Source organism: Bradyrhizobium sp. Kon69, from assembly GCF_055807515.1.
Genome location: NZ_JBVVOS010000002.1, coordinates 335,210 through 360,155 on the forward strand (window position 1 = coordinate 335,210; position 24,946 = coordinate 360,155).

Annotated in this window: 24 protein-coding genes and 1 tRNA gene; 11 read left to right on the top strand and 14 right to left on the bottom strand. The window is 60.1% G+C overall.

Annotation, left to right across the window (positions count from 1 at the left end; all coding sequences use genetic code 11):
* The 5 genes from AC0L3U_RS03825 to AC0L3U_RS03845 form a co-directional block, all read right to left on the bottom strand.
* Positions 1-876: a branched-chain amino acid ABC transporter permease gene (locus AC0L3U_RS03825; protein WP_473360736.1), complete on the bottom strand. Its 876-nt coding sequence runs from the start codon at positions 874-876 to the stop codon at positions 1-3.
* A 104-nt stretch (positions 877-980) separates the two neighbouring features.
* The gene (locus AC0L3U_RS03830) at positions 981-2,222 is read right to left on the bottom strand and encodes an ABC transporter substrate-binding protein (RefSeq protein ID WP_473360737.1); all 1,242 of its coding nucleotides are present in this window, start codon (positions 2,220-2,222) and stop codon (positions 981-983) included.
* Positions 2,223-2,472: 250 nt separating this feature from the next.
* The gene (locus tag AC0L3U_RS03835; RefSeq protein WP_473360738.1) at positions 2,473-3,576 is read right to left on the bottom strand and encodes an NAD(P)/FAD-dependent oxidoreductase; all 1,104 of its coding nucleotides are present in this window, start codon (positions 3,574-3,576) and stop codon (positions 2,473-2,475) included.
* 10 nt (positions 3,577-3,586) lie between these two features.
* Complete coding sequence (locus AC0L3U_RS03840) at positions 3,587-4,771, bottom strand: calcium-binding protein (RefSeq protein WP_473360739.1); 1,185 nt, start codon at positions 4,769-4,771, stop codon at positions 3,587-3,589.
* A 198-nt stretch (positions 4,772-4,969) separates the two neighbouring features.
* Positions 4,970-6,190: an SMP-30/gluconolactonase/LRE family protein gene (locus tag AC0L3U_RS03845; protein ID WP_473360740.1), complete on the bottom strand. Its 1,221-nt coding sequence runs from the start codon at positions 6,188-6,190 to the stop codon at positions 4,970-4,972.
* A 281-nt stretch (positions 6,191-6,471) separates the two neighbouring features.
* On the opposite strand from AC0L3U_RS03845, the gene AC0L3U_RS03850 reads away from it, so the two are divergent.
* The 6 genes from AC0L3U_RS03850 (at position 6,472) to AC0L3U_RS03875 (ending at position 12,627) form a co-directional block, all read left to right on the top strand.
* A complete protein-coding gene (locus AC0L3U_RS03850) occupies positions 6,472-6,735 on the top strand; it encodes a hypothetical protein (protein ID WP_247818505.1) in 264 nt (87 codons plus the stop codon).
* Positions 6,736-7,213: 478 nt separating this feature from the next.
* Complete coding sequence (locus AC0L3U_RS03855) at positions 7,214-8,455, top strand: hypothetical protein (protein WP_473360741.1); 1,242 nt, start codon at positions 7,214-7,216, stop codon at positions 8,453-8,455.
* Between the two features lie 371 nt (positions 8,456-8,826).
* Positions 8,827-10,389, top strand: coding sequence for a 2-isopropylmalate synthase (locus AC0L3U_RS03860; protein WP_027519477.1), 1,563 nt, complete (start codon positions 8,827-8,829; stop codon positions 10,387-10,389).
* Positions 10,390-10,559: 170 nt separating this feature from the next.
* Positions 10,560-11,564 carry a TRAP transporter substrate-binding protein gene (locus AC0L3U_RS03865; protein WP_473360742.1) on the top strand — a complete coding sequence of 335 codons (1,005 nt, stop codon included), beginning with the start codon at positions 10,560-10,562 and terminating at the stop codon, positions 11,562-11,564.
* 196 nt (positions 11,565-11,760) lie between these two features.
* Positions 11,761-12,384 (top strand): Spy/CpxP family protein refolding chaperone, encoded by a 624-nt coding sequence (locus tag AC0L3U_RS03870; RefSeq protein ID WP_473360743.1) that lies wholly within the window; start codon positions 11,761-11,763, stop codon positions 12,382-12,384.
* A gap of 167 nt (positions 12,385-12,551) precedes the next feature.
* Positions 12,552-12,627, top strand: a tRNA-Lys gene (locus AC0L3U_RS03875).
* A 61-nt stretch (positions 12,628-12,688) separates the two neighbouring features.
* On the opposite strand, the gene AC0L3U_RS03880 is transcribed toward AC0L3U_RS03875, so the two are convergent.
* The gene (locus tag AC0L3U_RS03880) at positions 12,689-13,711 is read right to left on the bottom strand and encodes a tyrosine-type recombinase/integrase (RefSeq protein ID WP_354208894.1); all 1,023 of its coding nucleotides are present in this window, start codon (positions 13,709-13,711) and stop codon (positions 12,689-12,691) included.
* Between the two features lie 550 nt (positions 13,712-14,261).
* A complete protein-coding gene (locus AC0L3U_RS03885; RefSeq protein WP_473360744.1) occupies positions 14,262-14,651 on the bottom strand; it encodes a hypothetical protein in 390 nt (129 codons plus the stop codon).
* A gap of 334 nt (positions 14,652-14,985) precedes the next feature.
* On the opposite strand from AC0L3U_RS03885, the gene AC0L3U_RS03890 reads away from it, so the two are divergent.
* The 4 genes from AC0L3U_RS03890 (at position 14,986) to AC0L3U_RS03905 (ending at position 18,988) form a co-directional block, all read left to right on the top strand.
* The gene (locus AC0L3U_RS03890) at positions 14,986-15,684 is read left to right on the top strand and encodes a hypothetical protein (protein WP_473360745.1); all 699 of its coding nucleotides are present in this window, start codon (positions 14,986-14,988) and stop codon (positions 15,682-15,684) included.
* Positions 15,685-15,798: 114 nt separating this feature from the next.
* Complete coding sequence (locus tag AC0L3U_RS03895) at positions 15,799-16,605, top strand: hypothetical protein (protein WP_473360746.1); 807 nt, start codon at positions 15,799-15,801, stop codon at positions 16,603-16,605.
* A 702-nt stretch (positions 16,606-17,307) separates the two neighbouring features.
* On the top strand, positions 17,308-17,733 hold the full coding sequence (locus AC0L3U_RS03900) for a hypothetical protein (protein WP_473360747.1): 426 nt from the start codon (positions 17,308-17,310) through the stop codon (positions 17,731-17,733).
* A 439-nt stretch (positions 17,734-18,172) separates the two neighbouring features.
* Entirely contained in the window at positions 18,173-18,988 is an 816-nt protein-coding gene (locus AC0L3U_RS03905; protein ID WP_473360748.1) for a DUF5131 family protein, read from the top strand.
* A gap of 431 nt (positions 18,989-19,419) precedes the next feature.
* Here the strand turns inward: AC0L3U_RS03905 and AC0L3U_RS03910 are convergent, their stop codons facing one another.
* From AC0L3U_RS03910 to AC0L3U_RS03920, 3 genes are all read right to left on the bottom strand, one after another.
* On the bottom strand, positions 19,420-19,761 hold the full coding sequence (locus AC0L3U_RS03910; protein ID WP_473360749.1) for a hypothetical protein: 342 nt from the start codon (positions 19,759-19,761) through the stop codon (positions 19,420-19,422).
* 46 nt (positions 19,762-19,807) lie between these two features.
* Positions 19,808-20,785 carry a dienelactone hydrolase family protein gene (locus tag AC0L3U_RS03915; RefSeq protein WP_473360750.1) on the bottom strand — a complete coding sequence of 326 codons (978 nt, stop codon included), beginning with the start codon at positions 20,783-20,785 and terminating at the stop codon, positions 19,808-19,810.
* 134 nt (positions 20,786-20,919) lie between these two features.
* The gene (locus AC0L3U_RS03920; protein WP_473360751.1) at positions 20,920-21,552 is read right to left on the bottom strand and encodes a DUF4339 domain-containing protein; all 633 of its coding nucleotides are present in this window, start codon (positions 21,550-21,552) and stop codon (positions 20,920-20,922) included.
* Positions 21,553-21,645: 93 nt separating this feature from the next.
* Here AC0L3U_RS03920 and AC0L3U_RS03925 point away from each other — a divergent pair, with 93 nt between their 5' ends.
* A complete protein-coding gene (locus tag AC0L3U_RS03925) occupies positions 21,646-21,891 on the top strand; it encodes a helix-turn-helix domain-containing protein (RefSeq protein WP_473360752.1) in 246 nt (81 codons plus the stop codon).
* Positions 21,892-21,912: 21 nt separating this feature from the next.
* On the opposite strand, the gene AC0L3U_RS03930 is transcribed toward AC0L3U_RS03925, so the two are convergent.
* The 4 genes from AC0L3U_RS03930 to AC0L3U_RS03945 form a co-directional block, all read right to left on the bottom strand.
* Positions 21,913-22,254, bottom strand: coding sequence for a DUF3768 domain-containing protein (locus AC0L3U_RS03930; RefSeq protein ID WP_473360753.1), 342 nt, complete (start codon positions 22,252-22,254; stop codon positions 21,913-21,915).
* A gap of 98 nt (positions 22,255-22,352) precedes the next feature.
* Positions 22,353-22,919, bottom strand: a complete 567-nt coding sequence (locus AC0L3U_RS03935) for a hypothetical protein (protein ID WP_473360754.1) — start codon at positions 22,917-22,919, stop codon at positions 22,353-22,355.
* A 237-nt stretch (positions 22,920-23,156) separates the two neighbouring features.
* Entirely contained in the window at positions 23,157-24,086 is a 930-nt protein-coding gene (locus AC0L3U_RS03940) for a hypothetical protein (protein WP_473360755.1), read from the bottom strand.
* A gap of 128 nt (positions 24,087-24,214) precedes the next feature.
* On the bottom strand, positions 24,215-24,790 hold the full coding sequence (locus AC0L3U_RS03945) for a tyrosine-type recombinase/integrase (protein ID WP_473360756.1): 576 nt from the start codon (positions 24,788-24,790) through the stop codon (positions 24,215-24,217).
* Positions 24,791-24,946: the final 156 nt, after the last annotated feature.

Here is a 24,946-nt window from a genome sequence, read left to right on the forward strand (position 1 = left end):
TCAGCGCCTCCCCAGAAGGCCCTGGGGCCGGATGTACATCACGAACACGAGCAGCAGCAGCGCCGGAATGGTGCGGTAGGCCGGTGAGATTAGATAAGCCGTGAGCGTTTCGAGATAGCCGACCACGAAGGCCGCGATCAGCGAGCCGGAGACGCTGCCGAGGCCGCCGAGCACGACGATGGAGAACGCGCTCGCGGTCAGCGGTCCGACGCTGTAGGAGCTGACGCCGAGGAACATTCCGAGCAGCACGCCGGCGATGCCGGCGAGGATGCCGTAGATCGCCCATACCACGACGTAAATGTTGGTGAGCTCGAGGCCGAGCAGGGTGACGCCGCGCGGGTTCATCGAGGCCGCCAGCACCGCCTTGCCGGTGCGGGTGCGGTTCACCAGGAGCCACAGCAGCGCAATGACGAAGCAGCACACGATCGCGGTAAAGATCTCGTTCCTGGGCGTGCGTACGCCAAGGATATCGACGACGCCCTCGACGATCGGCAGCACGGTCTTGGCGTTGTTGGTGAAGAAATAAGCGATCACCTCCTGGATCATGATTCCCCATAGCAGCGTGCCAGTGAGGACGAAGATCTCCTTCTCTTCATTCGGGATGCGCCGGGAGTCCTGGATCGGCTTCACCACAGCGAAATAGGTCGCAAAGGAGGTGAGGAGGGCGACACCGACCCCGATCAGCGCGCCGGCATAGGTGCCGACATTCAGGATGCTGGCGGCGGCCCAGGCCGCCACCGCTGCAGCCACCATGATAGCGCCGTGGGAGAGGTTGAGGACGCCGGACACGCCGAAGATCAGCGTGAAGCCGGTGGCACCGAGAGCATAGAGAGCGCTGATGGCAAAGCCATCGATCAGAATCTGGAAAGCACGCATCTAGAATTGGCAATCTGATTTGTGAGAGACGATGTTGCTGGAGCAACGTGCTGCGGGGGCCGCATGTGGAAGCTCCCGGGAGCTGGTCCCGGGAGCTTGTCCTGCTAGTTCGAGAGCTTGATGAAGCTCGGGAACTTGATTTCGACCTTGGCGACTTCCTTGGGCCAGACCGCGCTCTGCTTGCCGCCCTGCCATTGCAGCATCAGCCCGGTGATCAGGCCCTTGCCGTATTTGATCGAGTGCGTGAACGGATCGTCCTTGCCGTAGAACTGGACGCGGCCGATCGTGCCTTCCCAGTCGGTCGTCTCAAGCGCGGCGACCAGCTTGTCGGCGTCGGTCGAGCCCGCGCGCTTCACCGCGTCGGCGATGTAGTAGACCTCGTCATAGGCGGTGTAGCCGGCATAGGAGGGATAGTTGCCGAACTTCTTCTTGAAGGCTTCGGCGAACGGCACCGATTTCGGCGTCACCGCGACGCCTGGGCCGGAGACGCCCTGGTAGAGCACGCCCTCGGCCGCCTGATTGGTGTCCTTGCCAAACGTCTCGTTGGTGGCCTGCGAGGCGATGCCGAACATCGGGATCGGCACCTGCTGGTTCTTCCACTGCACCGTCGGCTGCACGCCGACATGGGAGATGCCGGTGATGATCACGTCGGGCTTGGCGCCTTCGATCTTGTTGAAGATCGGCGTGAAGTCGGTGGTATCAGGCGAGAAGCGGATGTGGTCGAGCACCTTCAGCCCGATCTTGGGCAGGCATTCCTCGTAGCCGATGTCGAGCGGCTTGGTCCAAGCGGCGTCCTCGCTCATGATGACGGCGGTCTTCATGTGCATCTTGTCGACCAGCAGGTCCTTGGCGCCGTCGCAGACCGAGAGCGCCAGCGCGGCGGAGGTCAGATAGCCGTGGAAGGTGTATTTGTTCTTCTCGTAATCGGCATGCACGCTCTTGCTGATCTCGTTGGACGCGGCACCGGGCGTGACGAACGGCGTCTTCAGCCGCGAGGCCCAGGGCTCCAGTGCCAGCACGACCTCGCTGATGTAGCTGGCGATGACCGCATTGACCTTGTCCTCGTTTACCGCGCGCTGGAAGGCGCGCACTGAATCTGCCGAGGACGAGTGATTGTCGTAAGAGACGATCTCGATCTTGCGGCCGTCGACGCCGCCATTGGCGTTGATCTCGTCGGCGGCGAGCTGTGCCGCCTGGGGGATGGAGGCGCCGGCAATCGCCTGCGCTTCCGCGATCACACCGATCTTGATCGGATCGGCTGCAAGTGCCGCGCCTGACGTCATCAACACAGCGGCCGCGGCGGTACCGAGTGTTATTCGCAACGCAACAGAGAGCGGTTTCTTCATCTTGTTCTCTCCCTTAACAGGCCTCTTATGAGCCATTATGCCGCGACTATACCGGCGGAGACATTCTCGGCAAGTGAAACCGCGTCCAGGATCGTGAGGCACGGACTAAAGTCTAGCGCTGCGCAAATAGCGGGCAGGAAAGCCGTCGGACCCGTTTCACGCGTAGGCATGCAGATTTCGTTGGTAGGCATGCGCAGCTATCGCGGGCGCACAGCAACGCGATCGATGAATGCGATGCCGTCGCGTCGGCTCAGCGCGCTCGCAGCAGCGATGCATCGAGCGGCGCGAGCCGGGCCGGATCAAATGGCGAGATGTCGACGCTGCGCGTCGCACCCTCCGCGATCAGTTGCGCCATGGCCTCGCCCGTGGCGGGCGCATTCAGGATGCCCCATACATTGTGCCCGGTCGCAACATAGAGATCTTCACTTTGCGGCACCTTGCCGATCAGCGGCAGGCCGTCCTGTGTCACTGGCCGGAAGCAGGCTTGCCGCGCAATGATCCTCTCGGAGCGGAACAGTGGCGACAGCCGCTCGGACATGGCCTGCAGGCGCGCGACCGCGTCGTGGTCCGGCGTCACCGCCGCCGGATCGAGCGGAAGCGGCGCGATGTCGGAGAGAGCGGTGATATGCGTGCTGCCGTCGGCGCGAGGGAAGACCTCGATCGGCACGGCACTGCCATTCTCTTCAGACTCCAGGAACAGCGCATCGGCCGGCACATCCGTGCCGGTGTCGTACACGATGCTCGGGCTGCGCTGGCCGTAGACGGCGGGCAGGCTCATCCATTGGGCGGCGAGCAGCGACCATGGTCCCATCGCGATCACGACGGCGTCCGCCTCGACGATGCGGCCGTCGACCTCGACGCCCGTCGCGGTCGTGCCGTTCGCATCGCGCATGATGCCGGTCACCTGGCCGGGACGAAACTCGGCGCCTTCCGCGAGCGCCGCGTTCATCACGGCCGAGGTGAATTTTTTGGGGTGAACGATCGCAGTGGTCTCCGTCGTGCCGATGCGCTGCGCGATGACGACGCCGTTGCTGAGCCAGCCGAGCGCAGACGGTGCATCCCGGCGCGGATGGCCGGCGGCGGCAACGAAGCCGCTATAAGCGGTCATCGGGCGATACCCCCAATCGCCTGCGATCTCGTCCGGCAGCTGCGCATGGATCGCAAAGCTCCGTCGCGCCAGCGCATCGAGCGGCGAGCCCTCGCACCAGTCGCGCGCGAGGAATCCGCCCGCCTTGCCTGACGCTGCGGCCGCGACGTCCGTCCGCTCCACGACGAGGACTTCGATGCCGCGGCGGCGGAGAAACCAGGCGGTGCAGGCGCCGATCACGCCCCCGCCGCAGATCACAACGCGCATGAATGCTCTCTCATACAATGAAGTCCCTTGCATGGAGATCCGCGGTATGGATCCCCTCCAGCGTGATCGTATCGGTCGCCGTCAGGTGGATCACCGCATTTCCTGTGCTGTCATCGCTGATCAGACTTTTCAGCGCCGCCCAGTCTGCGAAGCCGTAATCGTGCACGTTGATTACGTCATGCTCGCGCGCCGTGCTGTCGACAGCCTTGTTGCCCTGGTCGAAATCGTTGATCACGTCCAGGCCGGAATTTTTGTTGAAGACGAATCTGTCGTTGTTCGGTCCGCCCCAGAGCTGGTCATTTCCGCGACCGCCATTCAGCATGTCCTTGCCGCCCGTGATCGAGCCGGCCGTGAACGGAGCGTAGGTCTGTGCATCGCCATACAGCAAATCGTCGCGGCTGCTGCCGTGGAGGATATCATCTCCGCCATGCGCATTGCCTGACATGTTCGACGCATCTCCGACGAGCACGATGGACGTGGAGTCCGGGTTGCCGTCGACGGTAGCGATCAGGATATCGTTGCCGCCACGGGTATCGTCGCTCATATAGCCGGCGTCTCCGACCAGAGACGCGCCCCCGGAATGGGCGGTGGCGCCGACGGTGTAGCTGAGGATGTCGTTGCCGCCGCGCGCATCGCCGCTCATGGAGACGAGGGCATCGCCTGATATCGCAGCGCCGCCGTAACTGCCGACCTGGGTCACGCTGAGGATATCATTGCCGCCATGTGCATGATCGCTCATGGAACTGCCGGAGTCTCCGCTGAACGCGCCGGACGATCTGTTTCCCATCGATGCAATGACGACGTCATTGCCGCCGCTCGTGTCGGCCGACATGGTGGTTTCGGCATCGCCAAAAACACCGAGGGTCGCGTAGATCGATGTCGATGCATCGACATGAAGCACATCGTTGCCGCCATGGGCCTCGCCGGACATCGCCTGCGCGTCGCCGTCGACGAACACATAATCGCCGAAGCCTGTTACGGTCGCAGCGAGATGGTCGCTTCCTCCGTGAGAATGTCCTTGCAGGGTCTGGTCGTCGCCAACGAATATCAGGACCGCGTTGCCCCCGTCGACCGTTGCGATCATCTTGTCGTTGCCGCCGCGGCCGTCGTTCGGCAGGGCCGGGTCTCCGAACTCAGTCACGAATTGCTGGTCCCCAACGCTGACGATGATGGTGTCGTTTGGCATACGGCGCATCGCGCAACTCCCCGTTCAAGTCGGGCGCGGGAACGAAGAGCATCATGCCTTCGCACCGCGCTGCGGCCCTTCCGCGCGATACAATCTTCGTTGGATTGATGGCGGAGATTTGCCCGGGGCGTAGCTTGATTGCGATCAGGGAACCGAGGGCGCCGGCGGTCCACGCCGACGCCCGTGCTTGTGCTCTCTCGCGCGGGCTTAGCCCGGGCCTGCGCCTTGCGTGGCCGTGTACACCGCATAGAGCGACTGGCTCGCGGCCATGAACAGGCGGTTGCGCTTGGGGCCGCCGAAGCAGATGTTGCCGCACACTTCGGGCAGCCGGATGCGGCCGAGCAGCTTGCCGTCCGGCGACCACGTCGTCACGCCGCTATAGCCGACGGCGCGGCCCGCATTGCTGGAGGCCCAGACATTGCCGTTGACATCGCAGCGCACGCCGTCCGGCCCGCACTTCACACCGTCGATCACGCACTCGCTGAACCGCTTCTGGTTGGTGAGCTTGTTGTCGGCGCCGACGTCGAACACGAAAATCTCGCCCTTGCCGCCGGGCCCGGTGTCGCCGGGTCCCTTGCCGGTTGAGACGACGTAGAGCTTCTTGAAGTCCGGCGAGAAGCATAGCCCGTTTGGATCTGGCACCTGCTCCTCGGTGACGACGAGATCGACACGGCCACTAGGATCGATGCGATAGCAATTGGTCGGCAGCTCGCGCTTGCCCGGTGCGAAGCCGGCCGGCTGTCCAATCCGCGGATTGAGCTTGCCACTGGTGTTGCTCGGACCACCCGCGGCGTCGGGCTCACCTTCGTAGAGCTGGCCGCCATAGGGCGGATCGGTAAACCAGTAGCTGCCGTCAGGATGCGCGACGACATCGTTCGGCGAGTTCAGCTTCTTGCCGTTGTAATTGTCGCAAAGCACGGTCGCGGTACCGTCATGTTCATAACGCGTCACCCGCCGGGTCAAATGTTCGCAGGAGAGCTGCCGGCCCTGGAAATCGAACGAGTTGCCGTTGGAGTTGTTGGACGGCGAGCGGAACACGCTGACGCGACCGTCGTCTTCGCTCCAGCGCATCTGCCTGTTGTTGGGAATGTCGCTCCAGAGCAGATAGCGGCCCTGTGCACTCCACGCCGGGCCTTCAGCCCACAGCAGGCCCGTATAGAGACGCTTGATCGCCGTGTTGGGCTGCGCGAGATCGTTGAAGGACGGATCGACCGCGACGACGTCGGGGTCCCAGAAATAGGTGGTCGGCGCGCCGTTGGGACCGAAATCGCGTGGTGGGGTGGTAATCGTCGTCGGCGGCGCGGCAGGTCCGGTCTGGGCCAGCGCGGAGCCGGCGCCGGCTATTGTGGCGGCGCCGAGCGCAAGCCCCTGAACGAGCGTTCGTCGTGAAAGCGCAGCATCATGGTCACGCTGCTTTTGGCGTATCATCGCGTCCTCCCGGTCATGTTCGGCTAGCCGGTTGATCCGGCCGAGCAGGGCGAGGTTAGTCCGGTCCGATGACGGTTGCGAGGGGGAGGTACGCATCCTCAGCGAGATATCGGGGCGGCAAAAGCGCTGCAACATCGAACACGGAAACGACAAATTCGTCCGGCGTGACGGAGTTTACCCGAACTGCGTTCGGGACATTGCCAAGCTGTGGAGCATGTCAAGCCTTGACCTCCTGCGCGAGGCTGGCAGAACCTCATTGGGGGCGTAAGTCGGAGTTTGCTGTGGTCGCTGTCGTCGTACTGGTTTTGCTGCTCGGGATTGCATTTGCGGCCGGCTATTTCACCCGCGACTACGTGTCCCGCAAAAGGCGGGCCGAGGCGCGCCGCTGGCGTGAGTACAGCGAGCCGGATTGGCTGAGTGCCAACGCACCGGCCAATACCAACGAGATCGCGATCGCCGGCAAGGCTGCGCCGGTCGCCACCGGCGAGCTCGGTCAGATGCTGAACCGCTGGGAGAGCAGGGCTCGCGCTCGCCGCGTTGGGTAGCGGCCAGATCGCCTGATGGCTGATCGGTCTGTACCCCTCAGTCCCGAGTGGCTCGGAGCGTAGGGGCGTGTCTGCGCATCGAGTCCGCCTCCCTGAAAGCAAAAGAGGAACGCGTCGGGTGTGACTGCCGCGCTCGCTCTTGTGCCGGTCCTAGGCTCGTTGCGAGCAAGATGACCGAGTCGGCGGCAGCAGACCGGGGGCGGCGCGGGTCATCATGTCGCCAAGTGGGCCGCCGGCGAAAGCGCGTGTGCACTGCCACCTCGCCCGACATGCGGCGATTTGCTCGTGCAATTCTCCCAGGTTGTGTGAACCATTTAACACACCTGATGCGGCAATGCGCCTAATCGTGGTCCGACCGGATTCACCGGCAGGCGCAAAGGAGCCCGTCATGAGAGCGGCAGGGGTTGTCGTCGTTCTGGCTATGATTGCGGGCTCGTCGTGCCAGGCCGATGAGTGTCAGAGCTTTTCGGCGAGTACAATGAAGGCGAATGGCACGGTTGCCGCCGCCAAGTGGCGACTAGACTATCCGCCGGTGCGCCCCAATCCCAATGATCCGCAGCCTTGGGAATCGGTCGATTTTCGCACCAAGCCGGCTGACTACATGAATGCCGTGCTCAGTACCGCGAAGACGTCCTTCAAGATCGTGGACCGCAAGCTCGTCGGCACCGGTCAGGAGCAGTGGTGGATCTCGCAATGGCTCGACTACGGAAACTCCGGGCGCGAGCCGTTGATGGGGCTGACCAAGGAACGCGGCCCCGATCCCGGCGATCTGTCCAAGACCAACACACGAGGTTCCCAGGTCTGGGCGGTCGGCTTCTACAACAGGCCGGGAGCAGCAGTCTTCGGGGAGGTCTTCGCCGAGCCTTGCAATCCGTCTTTCCCGGTCGCGATGAAATTTCCGAATGACACTGTCTCCGTCAAATTTCTGTTCACCGATGCCTCACCCGACGAAGTTGCCTACCTCCAGGGCGCACCCGAATACGACGCCTTTATCGACAATTTGGGCGCTGGCTCCGTCGGTCAGGATCCCGGCACCCGCACGATCCGCTCGGTGCGCCTGCTTCAGGTCGATATTTCAGTGAAGGATTCAGCGAAGACCGGCCGGTCGCTGGACACCGGATGGGTGTTCGGGACGTTTGTCTGGCGCGGCCCGGCAAAGGGCGACGCCCTGTTCGACAATCTCGTGCCGGTATCGCTGCAATGGGGCAACGACCCCGGTGTCTACGACGGCGCGATCCGTGAGAGCTGGATCAATCCCGATTTGCGGAACGTCACCTATGGCTGGGACCAGCGTCTCACCATGGGCTTCATGGGGCGCGCCAACGGACCTGCCGACAATATCCGCTCATCCTGCCTGTCGTGTCACTCAGCGGCGCGCACGCCGCGCGCCTCGATCGGGCTGCTCGACAGTCGCTTCAACATGGACGACCTCGCCAATCCTGCGAAGGTGAAGGGCCACATCGACACCTGGTTCCAGAACATCAAGGGCAGCCAGCTCTTCCAGCCGTCCGAGCCGGCTGCATCGACGCTCGACTATTCGCTCCAGCTCGAGGCGGCGGCGTTCCGAATTTGCCTTGCCTGCCAGGCCGGCGACCTTCGCGGTCCGACGCCCACCTTGTGTCGCAGCAGCGGCTTCTACAATCGGCCGGTCTGCAACGCGCCTCTGGAAGTGAGCGTCCGCAAGCGGTTGCTCGACCTCGTGCCGCCGCCCCGGCAATAGCCGGGGGAAACCAGGTCAATGGTTCTGTCCATCTTTTGGCGTTGCGGTTGCTGCCATTTCTCGTCTAGAAACGGTAGATCGAGCCTCCCGGCAACCAACCGTCAACGGTTTTGACCGAGGATTGAGGGCTCAAAGGGTCTGGTAATGCTGATTCGCGGCCAAATCGATGGGATTTCGGGGGAGGTGGCTCTGGCCGCCGCCACGATCCCGGCCGCGCTGCTGCCCACCCTCCTGATTGGCGGGCTTCTTCTTACTTGCCCCTGAGGGCCGGCTGGGCGCCATGCGCCTGGGCGCTCAGGGGTTGGTCGAGATCACCGGACACCTCAAGCGCCTAGAAGACTGACGGCGCAAAAGCTCAAAAGGAAATTCAAATGGCCCCCGTGAACAAGTCCGATAAGGACCGCGTCATCATTTTCGACACCACCCTGCGCGACGGCGAGCAGTGCCCCGGCGCCACCATGACCTTCGAGGAGAAGCTCGAGGTCGCCGAGATGCTGGACGATATGGGCGTCGACGTCATCGAGGCCGGCTTCCCCATCACCTCGGAAGGCGACTTCCAGGCGGTCAGCGAGATCGCCCGCCGCTCCAAGAACGCCGTCATCGCCGGTCTGTCGCGCGCCCATCCCGCCGACATCGACCGTTGCGCGGAGGCAGTGAAATTCGCAAAGCGCGGCCGCGTCCACACCGTGATCGCGACCTCGCCGCTGCATATGCGCGTGAAGCTGAACAAGACCCCGGAGCAGGTGCTCGAGACTTCGGTTGCCATGGTCGCGCGCGCCCGCAACCAGATCGACGACGTCGAATGGTCGGCCGAGGACGGCACCCGCAGCGAGATGGACTATCTGTGCCGCATCGTCGAAGCCGTCATCAAGGCCGGCGCCACCACGGTGAACATTCCTGACACTGTCGGCTACACCACGCCCGACGAATACACCCACTTCATGAAGACGCTGATCGAGCGCGTGCCGAACTCGGACAAGGCGGTGTTCTCCGTGCACTGCCATAACGATCTCGGCATGGCGGTGGCGAATTCGCTGGCCGGCGTCGTCGGCGGCGCGCGCCAGGTCGAGTGCACCATCAACGGCATCGGCGAGCGCGCCGGCAACGCCGCGCTGGAAGAGATCGTGATGGCGATCAACGTGCGCAACGACAAATTCCCCTACTGGAACAAGATCGACACCACGCAGCTGACCCGCGCCTCGAAGGTGGTGTCGGCGGCGACCTCGTTCCCGGTGCAGTACAACAAGGCCATCGTCGGTCGCAACGCGTTCGCGCATGAGAGCGGCATTCACCAGGACGGCGTGCTGAAGGACGCTTCCACCTACGAGATCATGCGGCCCGAGATGGTCGGCCTGAAGCAGTCCTCGCTGGTGCTGGGCAAGCATTCCGGCCGCCATGCCTTCGTGCACAAGCTGGAGGAGATGGGCTACAAGCTCGGCCCGAATCAGCTGGAAGATGCGTTCACGCGGATGAAGGCGCTGGCCGACCGCAAGAAGGACATCTACGACGAGGACATTGAGGCGCTGGTCGACGAGGAAATGGCGGCTTCGCACGACCGCATCAAGCTGACCTCGCTGACCGTGATCGCCGGCACCCATGGCCCGCAGCGCGCGACCATGAAGCTCGATGTCGACGGCCAGATCAAGATCGAGGAGGCTGAGGGCAACGGTCCGGTCGACGCGGTTTTCAACTGCATCAAGCGCCTGGTGCCGCACGAAGCCAAGCTCGAGCTGTACCAGGTCCACGCCGTGACTCAGGGCACCGACGCGCAGGCTGAAGTCTCGGTACGGCTGTCGCATGAGGGACGTGCGATGACCGCGCGCGCGGCGGATCCGGATACGCTGGTGGCCTCGGCAAAGGCCTATCTCGGCGCACTCAACAAAATCGTCATGAAGCGCCAGCGCGACACCGTGACGACCGCCGCCGCGAGCTGAGGTTGCTAGCACCGCCTCTTCCGGAAGCGGGAGAGGCGGTGCTAGCGGCGTTCACCATGAATGGCTGCCCTGCTAACGGCCAATAGCAGCTGGTGATGTCGACCTGTATTGATGCTAACGGCATTGGCCACCCGCGCGCCGGGCGGCCCAAACAACAACAGGGAGAGATTATGCGCACCTTCGCGATCGCTGCGTCCATCGCGGTCCTAGCTCTTGGCTTGACCGGGCCGGCATCGGCCCAAGCGCCCATCATCATCAAGTTCAGCCACGTGGTGGCCACCGACACGCCGAAGGGCAAGGCGTCGGAGAAATTCAAGGAGCTCGCCGAGAAGTACACCGGCGGCAAGGTCAAGGTCGAGATCTATCCGAACTCGACGCTCTACAAGGACAAGGAAGAGCTCGAGGCGCTCCAGCTCGGCAGCGTCCAGATGCTGGCGCCATCCAACTCCAAGTTCGGCCCGCTCGGCATCCGCGAGTTCGAGGTGTTCGATCTCCCCTACATCCTCCCCGATCTGAAGACGCTGCGGAAGGTGACCGAAGGTCCGCTCGGCACCAGGCTGCTCAAGCTGCTCGAACCGAAGGGCATCACCGGCCTTGCCTATTGGGACAACGGCTTCAAGGAGATGAGCGCCAACAAGAAGCTGGTGACGCCGGCCGACTATCAGGGCGTCAAGTTCCGCATCCAGTCCTCGCGCGTGCTCCAGGCGCAATTCAAGGCGCTCAGCTCGCTGCCGCAGGTGATGGCGTTCTCGGAAGTCTACCAGGCGCTGCAGACCGGCGTGGTCGACGGGCAGGAGAACACCTGGTCGAACATCTATACCCAGAAGATGCATGAGGTGCAGAAGTACATCACCGAGACCAACCACGGCTATATCGGCTACGTCGTGATCGTGAACAAGAAGTTCTGGGACGACCTGCCGGCCGACATCCGCGACCAGCTGACCAAGGCGATGAAGGAAGCGACCGACTTCAACAATACGCAGTCGCAGAAGGAGAACGAGGACGCGCTCGCCGAGATCAGGAAGAGCGGCAAGAGCGAGATCATCAAGCTCACGCCGGAGCAGGATGAGGCGATGCGCAAGGCCATGGAGCCGGTCTACAAGGACGCCGCAAGCCGTATCGGGCAACCGTTGATCGACGAATTCCAGAAGGAAGCGAAGAGCACGACGAACTGATTTGAACGGATGATGAATGGGGGCTTCCGTGCCGGGCGCGGAAGCCCCTTTTTGTTGCGAATGATTTCCGATTGCGACTGAATAAAGGTTCAGGAGCGTTACATCTTCGAAAGAACCCGCTCCCTGTCCAAGTTGTAAGTTGCGCGTAAGCTGCGCTGCGCTCATCCTCACGACATCCTTCCAGAGGAGAGTTCGCATGAGGAAGTTCACCATCGCCGCCATCGCCGTGCTCAGCATCGCCGGCTCGGGCGCGGTCTATGCCCACTATCATCGCCCGTGGATGCACGATCACATGCGCCACATCCGCATGAACCCGGAAGACCGTGCCGCCATGGTCGACGCGCGGATCGCCGCCGTCCATGCCGGGCTGAAGCTCAACGCCGACCAGGAAAAGCTGTGGCCGCCGGTCGAGGCCGCCGTGCGCGACTTCGCCAAGCTGCGCATCGATCGCGCCAATGCGCGGATGAATGCCGGTCCCGGCGATGCCGGCAAGGACGCCAATAAGGACGCCGACAGGCCGGAGGATCCGGTCGCCCGCCTGCGCCAGCGCGCCGAGGACATGGGGGCGACGTCGGCGGCCCTGAAGAAGATCGCCGATGCCGCCGATCCGCTCTACCAGACCCTGGACGAGGGCCAGAAGCGGCGCCTCGCCGTGCTGACCCGCCACCGCGGCCCGTTCGGCGGCGGCGACGACGGCCCGCGCCGCCACTTCATGGAGCGTGGCATGGACCGCATGATGGAGCGCGGCATGGACCACTTCCACCGTGACCGTTTCGACCGCGACGGCGGCCCGGACCGGGACCGCGAGGGCCGGCTCTGAGCCTTCAAGGTTGCCCCGGTCAACCCCGGCGAAGCCGCTGGAATCCAGCGGCTTTTCGCTTTTTTGGGGGATGTGGGCATACCCTTGGAAAACTTACGTGCCATCGCTTGCCAGACCCGGATCGCTTTGCTAAACGACCGGCCTCGCAAGGCTTTTAACCGCCTTTCGGGCGCATAGCTCAGTTGGTAGAGCAGCTGACTCTTAATCAGCGGGTCCCAGGTTCGAGCCCTGGTGCGCCCACCATATAAATCAAACACTTAGCATCAGTCGTGACGCGGTAAGTGGCCTCATTTTACAGGTCATTTTACAGTTTTGTTCGCGCTTCGAGCTTCAGCACCGCAGCTTCGGCGAGCTGAATATCACGACCCAAGTAATGCGCGTCGAGAATGGCTTCGACGTCCTTTAGCGAGTGACCGGTCACGGCAGCGATCTGTGGTACGGTCGCGCCAGCGATCGCCAGCCGCACCACTGCTGTGCCGCGCAGGTCATGAAACGTCAGGCCGCTGATGCCGGCGCGTTCACAGGCCTTGCCCCAGGACGTGCGAAAGCCGTCAGACGTCCACGGCCGCCCGAGCGTGTTCGTCAGGATCAGCGGTCCACGACGCTCAGTGGTGTCGAGGAGAGCGCGCAACGGCCCACCGGCCGGCATCGCAACGCGCCGGCCGCCCTTAGATTGGCGAAGGCGGATATAAGGGCTGTCGTAGGCGGACCAGGGCAACCGCAAGAGGTCGCCCTGTCGTTGCCCGCTCCACAGAGCCAGAATGAGGGCGAGTTGAATCTCGCTCGAAGCGACAGATAGAACGGCGGCAATGTCCTGTTCGGACCAAATCTTGTCTTTGCGGTCGGCCACGTAGAGTCGTCCGCCTCGCTCACATGGGTTGGTTGCGATGATGCCGCGATCTTTCGCAAATGACATGAGGCGCGCCAACGTAGTCCAGGCGTAGTCGGCCTTGCGCGGCGTGTTCGAGAACCTGTCACGCCAGCTCTTGAACTCGCCGCGAACCCTTCGGTCGGTGAGTGCGGCGATCGGCAAGTCACCGAATTCGTCCTCGACCAGCTTGATATAGGCAAGGTACGCGCGTCTCGTCGATTGAGCGAGGCCGTTGAACTCTGGTGCGGCCTTGTACTGGGCGACGATCGACATGAACGTGCCAGCACGCGGCTGTCGAATGCTGGCGTGCGCGTCATTAAATTCGTGGATGAATTCTGGCGTGCCCGGCTTGGCCTTGATTTGCGGCCCGCCGCGCCAAGCATAGTAGTAGGTTTTGACCTCGCCAGCAGCGAGGCGGGCTTTGACCTTATGAATTCCTTTCAGAACGACGCGCACGTTTAGCTCTCCATTCATCTAAGGCGGACGATTCCTGTTGTTGCGGCTGTAGGCCGCTCATCGCGTCCAATGCAAAGTCGATTGCTTTCAGATCCCAGCGCGTCGTGCCGGGAAGGGACGAAGGCAGCTTGCCGGACCGCACCCAAGCCGAGAAAGCGTTCGGTGATAGGTTGCAGTAGGCAGCTGCTTGCTGCCTGCTCAACAGCCGCGGCGTGAGCTGTCGGCAGGGCGCCGAGTCGACGTCCTGGGTTGTGGTTGAGTTTGAGAAGCTGATAGCCGCACGGGTACTTCCACGAGGTGTGCGACGATCAGAAGCGGACGAATGTTCGTCCGTAAGACGCGCGTTGCGCGCGCGACCAGCAGTTTCCGACTCCATTGTGACGTGCCAGTCGCCGGTACCAGCGGCGATTGTTTCACGTGACTCGTCCGCAGACTGAGTGGAGGAGAACTAGCGTAACACCGGATACAACCGTGTGTACTCGTAAGATATGCTAGGTACGAGCAGGGATCAATAGATCATCAGCTCGGCAGTTACGAAGCTCGCGCGCGCTCAGTCGCTATCGTAAATGTCAGCTTCGCTTGCAAGCAAGCGCGCATGCTGAGCGAAATCAAAGTCGCCATTTTGAATGAATCTCAAGTCGTCAGTGCCAACTTCCTCAAACAATCGCTTCGACGATAGGCGGGACCAATTAAGCACTGCTGAGGTCTTGATGGCGGCATATGTGGAGCCCGCAAAGAAAATTGTCCATCCACCTCGAAACAACCACTCCTGAACTTCCTCCACGAATTCTCTATCCAGGCGATGCCGCCCCCATAATCGGCGCAACGTGAGATCAGAGAGACGTACGCGGCTAGTCGGCGTACCTTCCTGATTTCGAAGCTCAATCAGACGCAGCAGCAGGATTGCACACTCCTGTGCGGTCAAAAGACGAGGCGTCAAGGGGGCTCTCATATTCGATCATAACACATAAAAATGCGATTGACAGCATATCGTGTGACCTGTATGAACAAAAAGCCGATGCCGGGCTCGCCCTAGCATCGAAATTGCTCAATGGTCGGAAAGCGGACGAAGCAGGGTGTGCCGGTCCAATACCGGGCTCCATGTTAGACCTTTGATGCGCCTATTGCTGAATTCGTGGCAGCGCAGAGATGCGCGGGGCGCGTCGAAAAGCGATTCCGATCTGGGTTTCAATCAATCGAGTAGCATCTACGCTGCGCGAATGACGAAGTGCCGGCTGGCGTTTTGCTTACACAAAGTAAGGAGACGTGAGCCTATGTCCCAAGAATTAGTTGCTAGACCGCACTCATACGATGAACTGCTAGACCGCCTTGACCATATCAAGGAGGAATACCGACGGGTTGATCAGCGCTATCGCCTAGCTCTGTACCAAATGTTTGCGGACGCAATGAAAATTGCGACGGCGATCGACGCTGACCGCGAGCGCAAGGATCAATTCCTGAAGAGCGTCGGACAAAAATCCGACGTCGTTTACGCAGCAATGATCTTCATCACGGACGCCGAGTCGGAGGAGGCTCGGAAGAAGGCTTCAAAGGCGGCCCGCGCCCTTCGGTACCTCGTCGAGCAAATTGGAGTTCCAGTCGACAACATCCCTGAAGCACTACAGGAGCATGGCGGCATCCAGAAACTTGCTCGGCTGGCGGCTCTCAACGATCCACGCAGGAAGTCACCGCCTATCGCTCCCGGATCCAACAGTGCAGAGCAGGGCGAAGCGGATCGTTCTGAACCGAAGCACGGGCAAGAGCAAAAGCGTGTGCTTGATAGCCAGGTTCAGGTTGGCCTGCCGCCAAAACTCAGAGCTAAATTTGACCGCCTCGCCGATAGCACAGCGATAAAAATTATCGGCCTTGTTCGTGTCCCGGCCGGTGAGCGGCCGACGATCGAAGTACGGGACATCACCGCGTTGAGCGGTTCGGCCGAGCACGAGGAGGACGAGGACGACTGGGGAGACTGATGTCGTGTCGCGTGCCGGGGTTCGCTTAAAGCGAACCCCGGCAGTGACCTGATTTGGTACCGCGTCGCATGGGTCGTTTCCAACGATCTTAACTCTTGATGACCCTGATATCACATGAACTTCAACTTCTACTCCGCCGATATCAACGAAGACTACGATCCTGCAAAACATCTGAAAAAATTCGAGACGCTGAATGAGGCTCACATCCGGCGCCGTCGGGTGGCGAGGTCTCTTCTCGAATTCGGAGAGCCTGGTCGCTCGCTCGCGGAGCGTCTTTCGGGATGTGGTTTCATCAAGTGCCGTTCAGCCGGCTGTCCAGTTTGCCTTCGGGCCTTTCGTCGCTGGTGGGGCTCAACGCTGGCCGGATACATGGCCCGTGACCCAGAGTTCTGGTTTACGGTAAGCATTGTACCACCAGATCTGTTCGACGTCGGTCATCTCGGCGCTTTCGACTGTGACAGGCTTAAAGATCGCGTGCGTAAACAAATCGGCCGAGGCCCAATAAGCGAGCCAATAGTCCTGGGCGGCATCGATTACGACCTCAAGCACTTTGACGATGGCCGCCCTCCAAGATGGTGCCCTCATCTCTACTTGCTTTTCAGCGGAGGGGGGAAAGGTCTAATCGAAAGCACCTTCCGCCGGCACTACCCAAGAAGTGATGACGTAAAGAGGCCGGTGGTCGTAACATCTCAGAAGACATTTCGCGAAGATTTGGTGACAACCGCCACCTATACCATGAAAGCACGTTGCAAAAATCGCAGACCATCTACGGATGACCGGGGTAACGCCGACACGGAAGCCAACGAGTTGACATTGCACCATCAGGCAGAACTAGCGATCCTACTGGATCGACAGGGCTTCCTCGGTCGAATGATCCGGCACGGTGACGACCCGTCACTTCCTGCACTCAAAGTGCGGTGAAAAGAGACGCCCTCGTTTAGCCGGCATTCAGAGACGGGCGTACCGGTCCACGGACCTAACTAGATTCAAGTGGCGGACCGCCTTTCAGACCGCGACTGCCAGCATTGAACCGGTCGCGGACAAGGTGGGGAGTAACGGACTTGTCCGGGACTGAACTTGGTGGGCTGGCCTATTGAACTTCTCTAAGAAGCACAGTTCGGGCCGCCGCTGAGGTGCAGTGTATAATGTAAACTGTAGGCACAAGCCGTGTATAATGTAAACTGTAGGCACAAGCACTAATTTGATGCAGCGATGCGGAATGCGACGCCTTGATACACCTTGATACACCTTGATACACCTTGAAGGCTCGTAGATAGCCCGTCGGCCGCCCTACTTGTTGCCCGATGCGTGAGCTCGACGGGGCAAGTCGCTTGCCGGTATCAGTGCTGCAGTCAGACTTGTGCTGGCATGCGACGAGCCCTCGATGTTACCGCTGACGCGGACGCGCCTGAGCGGCACTTGAGCCGGGGGATTGCTTCGATACCACCTCAACCGATTACCGATCATGATCGTGTGAGAAACAAGACCGGACGAGAAGAGCGGCGTCGTCTTCATCGCGATTGCGCCCGGGCCGTTGGCCTGGCCAAAGAGAATTATGCGATCTTGTAAATGCCCGTTGTGAATGCAGCCGCGACGCCGCGGCGAAGCAACGGAGAAATGATCATGAGTTACGACAGCATCCCCAACGGACTAAACGCGCTTACCGACACTGAGCTACGGGAAAATGCTAGCACATGCAGTCCGCAGCTGTTCCAGGAGCTTACCCACGCTATCGCAGCATGCGAGAGGAGCCCGCTGCTCCCCGACGAGATCGAAGAATTGTTCGATGTCATTGCAGAGAGCGGGAGTTTGAGGTTCGAGGCCCGAAAGATAAAGGACGACTTGCCATTCATTTTGCGGACGAGCTCGGCAGAAGGGTTGGTCGAGTTAACGGCAAGACTATGGGAATGCGCTGGCCTCGCCCGAAAGCTAGCGGACCTACGAGAAGACCTGCGGGTGGCGCTTCGACTCATCGTCGACATCGACCAAGGGATCTCAAAGCTGGCGGCGCACGTTGAGGATATGGCAGCGGAGGCGGAAATAGCGTGAACTTCGACTCGTGCTGTTGGGTCGTTCGCAGTGACTGACGAAGTGCTAGAACAAAAGAAGCGGGCTCCACATCTTTGTGGAGCCCGCTTTCGTTTATTGCAGTATGCCGAGAGCACTGAACACGTCGGTCGGCATTGCCGAGCAATAGTGGTTCTGGAGCAGGGGAGTTTCGTGCATCACAGCGGATATTACGTTGCAGAAGCTCTCGGCTCAGTGATCCCAATCCCCTCTACACGGCATCGTGTTTCCCGTCGTTGAGCTGCGACCGGCAACGCCGAAATGATCCCACGGTTCTTTTTGGAATACCTTCCGAGAAGACGTCTTCCGCTTTTGACATGGTGTGCTTGGCAATCGCGAATGGCGGAAAACGAACTTGTAAAGGATTCCACCGGGACCGTCGTTTCGGGCAGAGCGATGCTCTGAATCTTGGAGATTCGTGATGGGTGAAAACTCGAAAATAGAATGGTGCGATCATACATTCAATCCATGGATTGGCTGCCAAAAAGTCTCGCCGGGCTGTGATAATTGTTATGCCGAAGCGATGATGGATCACCGATATAAAAGGGTACAATGGGGCGCACACGGCGAGCGAAAACGAACGTCAGAACAAAATTGGAAAAAGCCTATCCAGTGGAACGCGCAAGCCCGCGCGTTTAGAAAGGAGAATGGCCGTCGACCGCGGGTGTTTTGCGCTTCGCTCGCCGACGTCTTTGACAATCGGGTCGTTTCTTCGTGGCGCAAGGACCTATTCGCTTTAATCCGCAAATGCGACGCACTAGATTGGCTGGTGCTTACGAAAAGACCAGAAAACATAGAAAAAATGCTGCCGTCCGATTGGCGCGATGGGTATCCTAACGTGTGGCTCGGAACAACAGCCGAAGATCAGCCGCGGTTTGATTTCCGGTGGAAGCGATTAAAGAAAGTACCTGCGGTTATTCGCTTCATATCTTACGAGCCTGCTCTTGGGCCCGTGCGGTTGCCGGCCAACGGGACTTTGCCGGATTGGCTGATATCTGGGGGAGAAAGCGGTGCGGGTGCCCGCACGTTGAGGCCGGATTGGGTTCGCGATGTTATCGCCGATTGCCGCCGCTTTGGCGTTGCGCCATTTCATAAGCAGTGGGGATCTTACGACAACAACCCGCTTGTGGTGGAGAAAGGCATGACAGCCCGTGAAGCACGAGCAATCGATTCAGAAGGAAAAGGTGGCGGGTTGGTCGATGGTCAGCTCGTTCGTGAATTCCCAGATCGGAGATAAAATTCCTTAAGGGGATCCAGCGGGGGGCCTGAAGGCGGAATGTGCCCATATTTGTGCCTTCGTTCGCGGTTTAGCGACAGCGCATTGAGGTCGCCGAGCACAACATCACAGGCCCGCTCCGGTGGTCTACCCGGAGGGGGCAAAGTCTCACTACAGGCTCCTACTTCAAGCCGTAGCGCTCGCAGCTACGGGCACTCTCTGCGGATTCCCAAGGAACCCCTGATCGTTTGGTCGGCGAGCAGTCGGCCATCAGACTCATCGCCATCGCTCATAACGCTTATTGCTAATAATGATCCCCGTATTAGTACTCGTTCGCAGCTCTCGGCGCGACGTTGTTCGCCACTTTTGCTTCCTTGGAGGCCCGAAATTAGATCGAGAACTCAAGCCGCTTTAGAAGCAAAATTGAAGAATATCACCCGTTTTGTCGAAGCTCAGTGAATTGCGCGTGAAATCGCTGTTTCGATCCTGGCTGTTTCCTCGATGGCAGCAACACGCGAAGCTCTCAATATTTCATTGTAAAGCTCCCATCCGATGTTCGGAACAAACAGCGTCACTACCTTGCCCGTGCCGTGAACGCGCCCCACCGGCAATGTCATTCCAAGCGCGGACACCGAGGGAGATTGGCTGATCAAAACGCGGCAATTTAAATCCATGGCCGCGGAGACGATGCTGTCCTTCAGCATGGTGAATCGAGCGCCGCGTGGATTTCCATCGCCGTCTAAACCGAGGACATAGACTTGTTCGAATCCAGACGGTTCTGATTTCTGGCCCAATATTTCACCCGCTCATTGGGAGATGGCATGCTTCGCATTTGGCCCCTTACTGCCGCTCTCTCGCCCATGCTTCAGCCGGTGTCAGCCCCGAGCTGCCGGATGCCGGACTGTTAGCGAGGGTGGCGCTGCGCTCTTCCGTACCCTTGGCGAATTTCTTTGTTTTGAGCGCGGAGATGATGCTCTGCATCATGTCCTTCTCCGCCACTGGATTGTAGCTCAGGTACCAACCCATGAAATCACGCGCCGGTGCATTGACCGGGAAGCCGTGGTTCGCACCATGGTATTCGATCATCTGCACCGGAACGGACCGCTTCTTTTTCGTCAGTTCTTGGCACCACTCTGGTTTATTCGCATCGTCTTGGTCGCCTATAAAGATGATAACCGGTCCCGTATAAACCGCAGAATGCTGCAACGAGGGACTGCAACCTGGAGCAACCGCGAATGCCGCCGCAAAACGGTGTGAATGATCTGCCTCCTGGGTCGTCATTGACACCAATGTCGTCGTGCCGCCGTTACTATAGCCCATGAGGTAGACTTCATCCGCCTTTGCGAGCTTCGTCTCAATCAGGTGGTCGAGTGCGGAGTGGGCGTCGTCGGCGCGACGGCGGCCCCAATGCAAATCGGCGAGGCCGCACGACTTGTCGACATAGCGCGTGGTGAAGCTGTCGAGCACCAGCACGCCGACGCCTTCCTTGTTGAAAAGATCGGCAACGTGCGCCGCCCACTCTTTGGCCTCGGTGCCTAGACCGCCGCAACCATGCAACAGGATGACGAACGGTACCGGACCCTTGGCGTCCTTTGGCGAGTAGATGAAAGCGTTCAATTCGCCGTCCTTCTGCACGTCGCCGAACTCCTCCGGCGTTCCGTTCTTGAAGTGTTTCGAGAAGCCCGAGTCGTAGGGATTGTCCTTGGTCCATTGTTTAGTCGAATTGTGGGGGTAGTCACCTTTCCACGGAATTCTGACTTGTTCGGCCGAAGCTTCCGTGGACAACAGCAGGAAGATCAAAGGGAATATACGTTTCATTTCTTTGGCTCGTTTCGTTTGGATTTTCCGGTGAACGAGGGGCGAAGACGCACGGAGGTTGTCCGCGTGAAGCAGTACGGATGCCCGGATTGAGACGGCCGGGCTCGCGAAGGAGCCCGGCATTAGTGTTGGGCCTAACCCTCGACAGACACGTATATCAGGAGGCCGGCAATAAAACTGATGATCCAGGCGACAGCGTAGTACGGCCGCTGCTTCAGGCGTTTCGCCCTTAGAAATAGATAGACGGGCTGGAATAGCACGGCTGTGACGCGGGTTACCCGAGAACCATAACCTGCCTGCTTCAATTTCCGATCATCGAGCCAGCCGAGTAAAGCATTGACGAGAAGGGGTATCTGGAACGGCAGCCCTTTGCTCGGGTGATATGGAAATCCCAGTACCAAGGACCGAGCCGCAGCTTCCTGGTTGCTCGCGCTCACGGCTGCCTCGATCACACCGAAAACGAGAGGCAAGAGCGCCAGTGTCCATACGTAACCATTACCGATGTGCTGAGCCGAAATCGCGGGCGGCTCCGCGGCAACAAACTCGGCGAGATCGCTCTCACGCAGGCTTTTCCATTCGGACATTCCTTTCCGCCAAACCTGCTTGTCGGCCTCGACCGCCTTCCTGTTCAATAGCTCTCTAATAGCCGCAGCAGTCGTCGGTCCTTGTCGGGTCCCATTCGCCACGTAGTACCACTCGGTTGATGGCTGATTGTTCGGGTCTCCGACGCTTGGCAGCGGGGGCGGTGCAGACAGTTCTTCAGTCATTTTGGATTTCCTGTTTCTAAGGCAGTCTTTTGGAATTCGCCCTCGCCTCGGCCCAAAATCTCGCCGACAGGGAATATAGTCCCTAGAGACTATATGCCCGACGGTGCTCTCTATCCTGCAATGCAGGATTGGCGTGTCATTGTTGGCAAGAACGTCCGGCGTATTCGCCAGCAGCGTCGAATGACCCAAGAGAAGCTGGCGTTCGAAGCTGACCTGAACTTCACCTACATCGGTGGGATCGAGCGAGGGCGACGTAACCCCAGCCTTTTGGCAATGGCTCGAATTGCCGAGGCTTTGTCGGTGCCGCTCGTCAAACTCGTGAGCGAGCAGGCAGGGTAGGCTTGGTCGATTGCGAAGGCGCTAGTATTCGTCCGCCCTCATGATCGTGATTATCCGCTCGGTAACGGAGGGATCTGCCGGGTTAGGCGAATGGAAGGTAAGCGATTTATCGTAGTAATCGATCTTGAATGCGATCCGGATGCCTTCGAATTCAAAGACACCGAAATCGTGCTCCTCATGAGGGTCGTTGGCATGATGAAAGTCGTCGTATACTGCAATTGTTTTGACCAGACGTTTGACGGTCTCAGCCCCTAGTTCGGCGAGCCCCGTAGTGATCACGGCCCCGCCGCCGAGGAGGTGCTGGCGAAGTTCGTGTTGAGCATGCGTATCCGGTCCGTGTGAAAGGACATGGTTGTTCTCCATAATGTCTGCTGGTTGGTCCTGGCTCGCGTCTGCCGAGCGTCAAACAGGGGCAGGTGGTCGCCCGGGCCGTGGTCCGGGCTTGGCGCTAAGCGAGCAGGTTATTCTGGACCGGGGTTTACAAGCCCCACCTGGGCGATGTGCCGGACGTAGGTGCCCTTGTCCGGGTAGTCGCGAAGGCGAAGCGTTAAGACGTCCTTGTTCCGCTCGATCACCAAGCAAGGCCACCAGCCGAATCCGGGATCATCGTCTTCAACTAGCACCAGTTGGCCGACAGCGATGCTCTCCCACGTTCGCGGTAGGCCAGCAGCAACAACGTCGCCTGCCCTTGCCTCTTGGGGGGATGGGGCTGGCGCGGGTTGCTGAACGTGGCTTTTGTCGCCAGGCACCTCTAGCGCTGCTTTGAGCTTGCCCAGGAGATCGCGCCGGATCGGCGGCACGAAGGCCTTGCCGCTCGCGTACAGCCTTCCCACGGGCAGCTTCATCGCGATCTCGGTGACTGCCGGCGAGGCCGGGTGGACCACCGCCAACTTCATTTGCGCCGCGGCGCTGACGACTTTCTCGTTGAACTCCGCAAACCTTGCGCCGCGAGGCTTTCCGTCCTCATCGAGGCCGAAGACAAAGAGCTTGTCTGGTGAGTTCGCCGTCTTCTCTGGCTGCTTTCCCATGTTTCTCCTCCTCAAAAGCAGACGGGGCCCAATAGGGCCCCGTGGTCTGCGGTTCTAGCGATGTCATGGCTTGGCCACGGTGGCGGGCCAGGCGCCCGCCGAGGCAAATTAATCACGAAAGTCTCCACCATAAATTGCAAAGTCGTTGCTGACCTTGTAGAGCGAGTATAGGCGAACCTTGGTGCTGTCTCAAGCGAAATCTGCGCCAAAAATACGTTCTAAGTATCTGTTTTTACGTCAATTTTTCGGTTTTAACGGTAGTCGGCCGCATCTTCGGTGCAGGTGGCAGTAGCCAATCTGGCAGGCTCGACGGTCGTCAATTCTATTACCATTGCAGAGGTTGAGTCCGCTCTCCGAACACAACCTCCAGATGCTATTTTGAACGAAGCGCGGAAACCGCTTTGGAAAGACGGGATTCAACGTGCGGGCATCGATGCGGTCGGCCACGGTCCTGATGATCTCAGCGCAGCCGCCCGGACCATAACAAGCGCCATAAGTGTGAGGAATGCCGCAGTCCTGCAGGATTCCCGAACGAACTAGGAAGGCATGAACGAGGGTATCGACAGCTAGCATGGCTTTGCCAGTCTCGTACCAAATCGGCCGCTGCTCGCGCGCACCGATCAGCAGAGTCGAAAGCGTCATCATAAGTATCTTGTCGGACACCCCGTAGACGTTTCGGAGGGGACCAACCAAGGCTTCCTGCCGCGCCGCCTCTAAGTCGGCCGTGGTCGCGCCTTTTGCGCTTTCCAATTGATGGTCTATCCAACCAACGAGGTCGCCGTCGGCGATGTCGCGGACGAACAAGAAGAGGGAGTACGCGGTCTGGTTCAGTCGGCCGTTGCGAAGGTGCGGCCGGGGCAGGGCGCACGCATCGATGTGGTCGGGCTCCGCGCAGGTGAAGCTGGTCTTGTCGTACCGGCAGCCTTCGAAATGCCAGTAGCTGCGCAGCTTCGGGCAAGAGGGAGCGTCATTTTCACTCGCTGCAATGGCCGACCAGGACGCGGCGCCATGCTTGTGGATGTAGCCGCGCGCGACACGGTCGGAGATGCCTTGGAAGCTAAACGTCGTAACGAGCCAATCGAAAATCGGCGGCGTGTCGGCGAGGGTGACAGCTCGAACCAAGCCTGCGTGCCGAGCCTCGTCGTCGATCTCCTCAAGGAACGACATCGAGCCAGCGACCGCGCAAACGGTCCGGATCAGGCGTTCAGCCCGGCCCAGCGGATCGGAGGTTCTCGCCGCGACCGATTTCTTGCCGGTCGGGGTCTTTGCCGAGCGTCGACCCGAAACGCTGGTTACTAGATGAGGGATACCAGCCTCCGTTGAGCATCACTATCGCCGTCGATGTAGCGTTGCGTTGTCTGAATGGATCGGTGGCCAGCTAGCAGTTGAACGTCTCGCAGCGAACCGCCTGCCTTGTGAACCGAGCGAGCCGCTCGCGTAATGAAAGTTCGACGCCCCGAGTGCGACGAGCATCCCTCGAACCCGAGCTCCCTATAAGCGCGGCTGAACCAGACCACGATGCTCATCGGTGTCATTGCGCTGCCGCGCTCAGATCGAATGAGGGGGCCTTGCGCCCGAGACAGCTGCCGCGCCTCGATGAGAGTTTGCCGAAGCTCAGGATGAATTGGAATCGAGCGGCCGCTGCGCTTCTTGGCGATCTCGTCGCGAACTTCAAGCGTGCTACCGACTTCGCCGCTTGGATCGAGCAGCATCGCCCAGGTCAATTTGGCGATCTCGGCTGCGCGAAGACCTGCCTTGACCGAGAGCAAGACGATGAGACGGTTGCGAAGTGGGTGGCGAGAGCGCGCGGCGAAAAATAAGAGATCGTCGATGTGATCAGTCGAAAGTGTCTTGGCTTGCTTGCCGGCCATCGTACTTAAACCAGTTAAAGCAAGATTCTAGACAATCAGGCTCTGCGTGCAAGGGAAAATCTAGCATGTCTCTGACTGATAGAGTGTCAAGGTTTCCTTATCAGTCCGTAGCTGCAGTGTGCTCCGCCTGCCTAAGATCATGTGCAAAGTGTGCGG

Bases quoted from the DNA above. Each gene is read 5' to 3' on its own strand.
- AC0L3U_RS03935 (WP_473360754.1), bottom strand. From the start codon at position 22,919: ATGGGAAAGCAGCCAGAGAAGACGGCGAACTCACCAGACAAGCTCTTT.
- AC0L3U_RS03920 (WP_473360751.1), bottom strand. From the start codon at position 21,552: ATGACTGAAGAACTGTCTGCACCGCCCCCGCTGCCAAGCGTCGGAGAC.
- AC0L3U_RS03900 (WP_473360747.1), top strand. From the start codon at position 17,308: ATGAGTTACGACAGCATCCCCAACGGACTAAACGCGCTTACCGACACT.
- AC0L3U_RS03830 (WP_473360737.1), bottom strand. From the start codon at position 2,222: ATGAAGAAACCGCTCTCTGTTGCGTTGCGAATAACACTCGGTACCGCC.
- AC0L3U_RS03835 (WP_473360738.1), bottom strand. From the start codon at position 3,576: ATGCGCGTTGTGATCTGCGGCGGGGGCGTGATCGGCGCCTGCACCGCC.
- AC0L3U_RS03940 (WP_473360755.1), bottom strand. From the start codon at position 24,086: ATGTCGTTCCTTGAGGAGATCGACGACGAGGCTCGGCACGCAGGCTTG.
- AC0L3U_RS03845 (WP_473360740.1), bottom strand. From the start codon at position 6,190: ATGATACGCCAAAAGCAGCGTGACCATGATGCTGCGCTTTCACGACGA.
- AC0L3U_RS03855 (WP_473360741.1), top strand. From the start codon at position 7,214: ATGAAGGCGAATGGCACGGTTGCCGCCGCCAAGTGGCGACTAGACTAT.
- AC0L3U_RS03840 (WP_473360739.1), bottom strand. From the start codon at position 4,771: ATGCGCCGTATGCCAAACGACACCATCATCGTCAGCGTTGGGGACCAG.
- AC0L3U_RS03825 (WP_473360736.1), bottom strand. From the start codon at position 876: ATGCGTGCTTTCCAGATTCTGATCGATGGCTTTGCCATCAGCGCTCTC.
- AC0L3U_RS03905 (WP_473360748.1), top strand. From the start codon at position 18,173: ATGGGTGAAAACTCGAAAATAGAATGGTGCGATCATACATTCAATCCA.
- AC0L3U_RS03865 (WP_473360742.1), top strand. From the start codon at position 10,560: ATGCGCACCTTCGCGATCGCTGCGTCCATCGCGGTCCTAGCTCTTGGC.
- AC0L3U_RS03870 (WP_473360743.1), top strand. From the start codon at position 11,761: ATGAGGAAGTTCACCATCGCCGCCATCGCCGTGCTCAGCATCGCCGGC.
- AC0L3U_RS03860 (WP_027519477.1), top strand. From the start codon at position 8,827: ATGGCCCCCGTGAACAAGTCCGATAAGGACCGCGTCATCATTTTCGAC.
- AC0L3U_RS03925 (WP_473360752.1), top strand. From the start codon at position 21,646: ATGCCCGACGGTGCTCTCTATCCTGCAATGCAGGATTGGCGTGTCATT.
- AC0L3U_RS03930 (WP_473360753.1), bottom strand. From the start codon at position 22,254: ATGGAGAACAACCATGTCCTTTCACACGGACCGGATACGCATGCTCAA.
- AC0L3U_RS03915 (WP_473360750.1), bottom strand. From the start codon at position 20,785: ATGAAACGTATATTCCCTTTGATCTTCCTGCTGTTGTCCACGGAAGCT.
- AC0L3U_RS03890 (WP_473360745.1), top strand. From the start codon at position 14,986: ATGTCCCAAGAATTAGTTGCTAGACCGCACTCATACGATGAACTGCTA.
- AC0L3U_RS03945 (WP_473360756.1), bottom strand. From the start codon at position 24,790: ATGGCCGGCAAGCAAGCCAAGACACTTTCGACTGATCACATCGACGAT.
- AC0L3U_RS03895 (WP_473360746.1), top strand. From the start codon at position 15,799: ATGAACTTCAACTTCTACTCCGCCGATATCAACGAAGACTACGATCCT.